The organism is Mycobacterium sp. E2462 (genome assembly GCF_001672685.1).
GTDB lineage: Bacteria > Actinomycetota > Actinomycetes > Mycobacteriales > Mycobacteriaceae > Mycobacterium.
In genome coordinates, this window is record NZ_LZKC01000259.1 from 1 (window position 1) to 5701 (window position 5701).

The following is a 5701-nucleotide window of genomic DNA, read 5'->3' on the forward strand; positions in this document are numbered from 1 at the left end:
CGCCGACCGGCGCAGCGCGCGCGTCGCGCCGGCGCGCGCGGACCGCGCTCGGGGCGACCACCGCCGCCCTGGCCGTCGCGGCACCGGCGGTGTGGACCGACAACGGGGGCGGCGCGGTCACCGCGCGGCGGGTGACGGTCGCGCCGGCGACAACCTTTCTCGTGGAGGGCCGGGTCGCGCTGACCGTGCCCGCGGACTGGCCGACGCAGCGGGTGACCACCGGGCCCGGCTCTGCGCGCGTGCAGGTCTCCTCGCCGTCGGACCCGCAGGTCGCGCTGCTCGTCACCCAGTCGCCCGTCGCCGGTGAGACGCTGCGCGGCACCGCCGAACGGCTCAAGCGCGCGATCGACGCCGCGCCGGGCGGCGTGTTCGTCGACTTCAACCCGGCCGGCACCAGTGCCGGGCGCCCGGCGGTGACCTACCGCGAGGTCCGTCCCGGCCACCAGGTCCGGTGGACGGTGCTGCTCGACGGTCCCGTCCGGATCAGCGTCGGCTGCCAGAGCGGGCCGGGCGGCGAGGAGGCCGTGCGCGCCGTGTGCGAGCAGGCGGTGCGGTCCGCCCACGCGATCGGCTGACGGGCGCAGATCCGAGGGAACCGAAACGCTGTCCTCACTGTCGAAATAAGTATGGCGGTCCACGACGCAATGAACACCGACTTCGACATGATGCGGACGGTCGCCGCCACGACGGATGCGCGCAACGAGGAGATCCGCGCGATGCTGGGCGCCTTCACCGGCCGCATGGGCGCGGTGCCGCCGGCGGTGTGGGGCGGGCTCGCGGCGGCCCGGTTCAAGGAGGTGATGGATCGCTGGAACGCCGAGTCCCTGCGGCTCTACCACGCGCTGCGCGCCATCGCCGAGAGCATCCGCCACAACGCCGCCACCCTGCAGGAGGCCGGTGACCGCCACGCCCAGCACGTCGCCGCCGCCGGCGGGAACCTGTGACCCGAGGAGGAATGCCGTGGACCCGGTGCTGTCGTATGACTTCGGCGAGATCGAACACTCGGTGCGGCACGAGATCCACCTGACCTCGGCCCGCTTCAACGCCGCGCTCGATGAGCTGCGCTCCGAGATCGCCCCGTTGCAGCAGCTATGGACCCGCGAGGCCGCGGCCGCCTACCAGGTAGAGCAGGCCAGGTGGCAGCAAGCGGCCACCGCCCTCAACGAGATCCTGTCCGAGCTCGGCAACGCGGTGCGCGACGGCGCGGAAGAGGTGGCGGACGCCGATCGGCGCGCGGCGGGCACCTGGTCGCGGTAGCCGGCCGACGAAGACCCCTGCGTGGTCCCGACGGAGGAGAGCCGACGGGACCACGCAGTCATTTTGACCTGCGGGGACGCGGGTCGGTAAGCTGCTCCGTTGGCGCGCGGTACGCCGGGGCCTCGGGTCAACGTCGGTCGCCGAGACACACCCCACCGCGCAACGCCTGACCGATACCTGGCTTTGGCCGGGATCCACCTCGAGAGAAGAAGGTAAGCGCTGTGCCCACCTATGCGCCCAAGGCGGGTGACACCACGCGGTCGTGGTACGTCATCGACGCCACGGACGTGGTGCTTGGCCGCCTTGCCGTCGCGGCAGCCACCCTGCTGCGCGGCAAGCACAAGCCGACGTTCGCCCCCAATGTCGATGGCGGGGACTTCGTCATCGTCGTCAACGCCGAGAAGATCGCGCTCAGCGGCGACAAGCTGCGCGACAAGCTGGCTTACCGGCACTCGGGGTATCCCGGCGGTCTGACCAGCCGCACCATCGGCGAGCTGTTGGAGAAGCACCCGACCCGCGTCGTCGAGAACGCGATCGTCGGCATGCTGCCGAAGAACAAGCTCAGCCGTCAGATCCAGCGCAAGCTGCACGTCTACGCCGGCCCGCAGCATCCCCACGCCGCGCAGCAGCCGGTTCCTTACGAGATCAAGCAGGTGGCCCAGTGACCGAAACGACCGAGGGCCTCGAGGCCCCGGAAGCCGTGGAAGCGGACATCACCGACGTCGCGGCCGAGTCCGCGGTGGCGCCCGGCGAGTCCTACGTGTTCGAGCGGCCCATCCAGACCGTCGGCCGTCGTAAAGAGGCGGTGGTGCGGGTGCGCCTGGTGCCCGGCACCGGCAAGTTCACCCTCAACGGGCGCAGCCTCGAGGACTACTTCCCCAACAAGGTGCACCAGCAGCTGATCAAGGCGCCGCTGGTGACCGTGGATCGGCTGGAGAGCTTCGACATCTACGCGCTGCTGCACGGCGGCGGCCCCTCGGGGCAGGCCGGCGCGCTGCGCCTGGGCATCGCGCGGGCGCTGATCCTGGCGTCGCCGGACGACCGTCCTCCGCTGAAGAAGGCCGGCTTCCTCACCCGCGACCCGCGCGCCACCGAGCGCAAGAAGTACGGGCTTAAGAAAGCCCGCAAGGCGCCGCAGTACAGCAAGCGCTGATCAGCAGTCGCTTTCCGGCCACAACCCGGCATCTCGCGAGAGACGTTGTGCGCGGTTGTCGGCGTGTCTGCGCACGAACGCGTCCCGTTTCGGTCAGAAAGGAACGGGCACGTTAGGTGCTGGACCGTCAACTGTGAGAGGTTTGTCCGATGGGTCGACTATTCGGCACCGACGGTGTTCGTGGGGTCGCCAATCGCGAGTTGACCGCGGAGCTGGCGCTGGCGCTGGGTGCAGCGGCCGCGCGGCGCCTGGCCAGCTCCGGCGCCCCCGGCCGCCGGGTCGCGGTGATCGGTCGCGACCCGCGGGCCAGCGGCGAGATGCTCGAGGCCGCGGTGATCGCCGGGTTGACCAGCCAGGGCGTCGACGCGCTGCGGGTCGGCGTGCTGCCCACCCCGGCGGTGGCCTACCTGACCGGCGCGTATGACGCCGATTTCGGAGTGATGATCTCGGCGTCGCACAACCCGATGCCCGACAACGGCATCAAGATTTTCGGTCCCGGCGGGCACAAGCTCGACGACGGCACCGAGGACCAGATTGAGGCGCTGCTGCGGGCAGACGTCGGGTCGCGCCCGGTCGGGGCGGGCATCGGCCGGGTCATCGACGCCGAGGACGCCGCGGAGCGCTACCTGCGCCACCTGAGCAAGGCCAGCACGCTGCGCCTCGACGGCCTGACGGTGGTGGTCGACTGCGCCCACGGCGCCGCGTCGTCGGTGGCGCCGCGCGCCTACCGCGCCGCCGGCGCGCGGGTGATCGCGATCAACGCCGACCCCAACGGCCTGAACATCAACGACAACTGCGGGTCGACGCACCTGGACTCCCTGCGCGCGGCGGTCGTGGCGCACCGCGCCGACCTGGGCCTGGCGCACGACGGGGACGCCGACCGCTGCCTGGCGATCGACGCCAACGGCGCCCTCGTCGACGGCGACGCGATCATGGTGGTGCTCGCGCTGGCCATGCGTGACGCGGGCGAACTCGCCTCCGACACGCTGGTCACGACCGTGATGAGCAACCTCGGGTTGCACCTGGCCATGCGCGCGGCCGGCATCACCGTGCGGACCACGGCCGTCGGGGACCGCTACGTCCTGGAGGAACTGCGGGCCGGCGACTACAGCCTGGGCGGCGAGCAATCCGGGCACATCGTCATGCCCACGCTCGGCTCCACCGGCGACGGCGTGGTCACCGGGCTGCGGCTGATGACCCGGATGGTGCAGACCGGCTCGGCGCTGGCCGACCTCGCCGCGCCGATGCAGACGTTGCCGCAGGTGCTGATCAACGTCACCGTCGCCGACAAGGCCACCGCCGCCGCCGCCCCGTCGGTGCGGTCCGCCGTCGGGCAGGCCGAGGCGGAGCTGGGTGACACCGGCCGAATCCTGTTGCGGCCCTCCGGAACCGAGCCGATGATCCGGGTCATGGTAGAGGCGCCCGAGGCCGACGTCGCACAGCGCGTCGCCACCCGGGTCGCCGAGGCGGTCAGCGCCGCCCACTGATCCGCGCCGGCGGAACCCCGGCGAGCCGGCGGGCGTCGGATTAGGCATGAAATTCGACAGGGGAACGCGCCCCATTGCCCTCGCGCCCACCGAGATCGACGTCGCCGCCGCCTATCGCGTCGCGGGCCAGCTCGAGGCGGCCGCCGAACTGATCGGCCGGGCGGCCAGTGACCACCTGGCCAGGTTGGGGTTCGGCGGGGCGGTCGCGGGTCGCGCGCATGCGGCTCGCGGCGACGCGCTGCGCGGGGAGTTGGAGCGGTTGGCGGCCGCGGTGTCGCAGTGGTGGCAGGCGTCGGTGGAGGTCGCCGGCAACGTGCGATCCAGCGCCGACCGTTACGCCGAGGCGGAAGCCTATGCGACGCAACGGATCGCGTGACCGTGGCCGACCGGTTGGACGTCGCCGGGCGGCTCGAGGAGGGCCGGCCCGCCGTCGAGCACACGCAGAGCTACGTGACGGCCTGCCACGCGCTGGGCTATCAGCAACCCGGCCTCACCGACCATCCCGCCCAGGTGCGCGAGCGCTACGAGGATCAGGACGGTCTGGACCTGCGGGCCCTCGACCGCGACTGCGCCGACCTGCGCGCGGCGGGGGTGGCGGCGCAGGAGGCGGCAAGGCTGCAGCGCGCCCAGCTGGCCGAGCTCGCCGCGGCGTGGACCGGGCCGGGCGGCGACGCCGCGGTGCGGTTCTTGCAACAGCACTGCGACGCCGCCAACGTGGTGGCCACCGAGCTGCGCGCGGCGGCCCAGCGCTGCGAGTCGCTGCGCGACAATCTGTGGTTCCTGGTCGATTCCAAGGTGGCGACGGCCGTCGCCCTCGACGACCGCACCGCGGGGCAGCGCCCGGTGTGGCTGGGCGCGGCCGGCACGGTGACGACGGGCGTGGGCGACCGGCAGGCCGCCGAAGACGTGCTGCGGCATGACGTCATGCCCTACGTGGACAACGACATCCGCGACGAGTGGTTGGCGGCGATGCGGTCCGCCTCCGACGGGGTGGACACCTCGTACGGCATGGTGATCGACCGAATGGCGGCTTCCCCGACCGTCCGGTTCGAGTGTCCCGACGGGCTGCCGAGGGCCGGCGGCTGACGCAGGTGCTCGGGCTCGGCGGCCAGCACCGGCGCACGCAGCGATCGGTGCGGGCGTTGCTGACCGGGTACCTGCTGTACACGCTCGCCGGCGACAAGACGTATCGCGCCTTCGCCGATCCTGAGGAGCAGTTGCCCGGGACCGACCCGCTCGATCCCGACGCCGTGCCAGCCCCGCTGGAAGACAAGATCGTCGCGCTGCTGAAGTAGGGGCCGCCCGGGACGTCACTGGCCCGCCTGCGGCAGCTGATCGGCCGCGATTTCGCAGGGCGTCGACGCTTCGTGCGCTGGGGGTGCCGCGGGGTCGGCGGGCGCGTCGGCCAGGGCACCTGGCGGTGCGGGCGCCGGCGGTGGCCCCGGCTCCGGACCGGACGCCGGCGGCGCGGGTGGTTGCGGGGTCGCGCCGACCGGTTGGGTGTCCCCGGGGGGCTCCGTGGGCTCCGGCACCCCGGGCGGGACGGCGTTCTCGGGCTCGTCGGTCTCGTCCGGCTCGTCGGGGTCGTCGGTGTCGCCCGGGTCGTCGTCCCGGTCGTCGGGCTCGTCGTCGTGCAGGGGGTCGCCGTCGAGGTCGTCCCCGAGGTCGCCGAGGTCGCCGAGGTCGCCGTCAAGCGGGTCGGCGCCGCCGTCGTCCGCCGAACCGACCAGGTCACCCACCGCGTCCAGGATCCGGCCCGCCAGGCCGATCAACCCGCCGCCCCCGCCGCCTCCTAGACCGCCCC

The 5701-nt window shown here is 72.8% G+C and carries 7 protein-coding genes and 3 pseudogenes; 9 read left to right on the top strand and 1 reads right to left on the bottom strand.

Features of this window, described 5'->3' with window-relative positions; genetic code table 11:
* The 9 genes and pseudogenes from A5714_RS12835 to A5714_RS12875 all read left to right on the top strand — a co-directional run.
* Nucleotides 1-575 (top strand): type VII secretion-associated protein (locus A5714_RS12835; protein ID WP_068285662.1); only part of this gene is annotated, 575 nt, incomplete at its 5' end.
* 69 nt (nucleotides 576-644) lie between these two features.
* Nucleotides 645-944 (top strand): WXG100 family type VII secretion target, encoded by a 300-nt coding sequence (locus tag A5714_RS12840; protein WP_369829440.1) that lies wholly within the window; start codon nucleotides 645-647, stop codon nucleotides 942-944.
* Nucleotides 945-960: 16 nt separating this feature from the next.
* On the top strand, nucleotides 961-1257 hold the full coding sequence (locus A5714_RS12845) for a WXG100 family type VII secretion target (protein ID WP_068285665.1): 297 nt from the start codon (nucleotides 961-963) through the stop codon (nucleotides 1255-1257).
* 221 nt (nucleotides 1258-1478) lie between these two features.
* A complete protein-coding gene (gene rplM, locus A5714_RS12850; protein WP_068066706.1) occupies nucleotides 1479-1922 on the top strand; it encodes a 50S ribosomal protein L13 in 444 nt (147 codons plus the stop codon).
* On the top strand, nucleotides 1919-2410 hold the full coding sequence (gene rpsI, locus A5714_RS12855) for a 30S ribosomal protein S9 (protein WP_082959718.1): 492 nt from the start codon (nucleotides 1919-1921) through the stop codon (nucleotides 2408-2410). Before rplM ends, rpsI begins: the two co-directional genes overlap by 4 nt.
* Nucleotides 2411-2559: 149 nt before the next feature.
* Nucleotides 2560-3897, top strand: coding sequence for a phosphoglucosamine mutase (glmM, locus tag A5714_RS12860; RefSeq protein WP_068285667.1), 1338 nt, complete (start codon nucleotides 2560-2562; stop codon nucleotides 3895-3897).
* A 46-nt stretch (nucleotides 3898-3943) separates the two neighbouring features.
* Entirely contained in the window at nucleotides 3944-4273 is a 330-nt protein-coding gene (locus tag A5714_RS12865) for a hypothetical protein (protein WP_068285670.1), read from the top strand.
* A 2-nt stretch (nucleotides 4274-4275) separates the two neighbouring features.
* A pseudogene (locus A5714_RS12870) lies at nucleotides 4276-4965 on the top strand (hypothetical protein); the annotation flags it as partial.
* A gap of 2 nt (nucleotides 4966-4967) precedes the next feature.
* Nucleotides 4968-5192: pseudogene (locus tag A5714_RS12875) on the top strand (hypothetical protein); the annotation flags it as partial.
* A gap of 15 nt (nucleotides 5193-5207) precedes the next feature.
* Here the strand turns inward: A5714_RS12875 and A5714_RS26635 are convergent.
* A pseudogene (locus A5714_RS26635) lies at nucleotides 5208-5701 on the bottom strand (hypothetical protein); the annotation flags it as partial.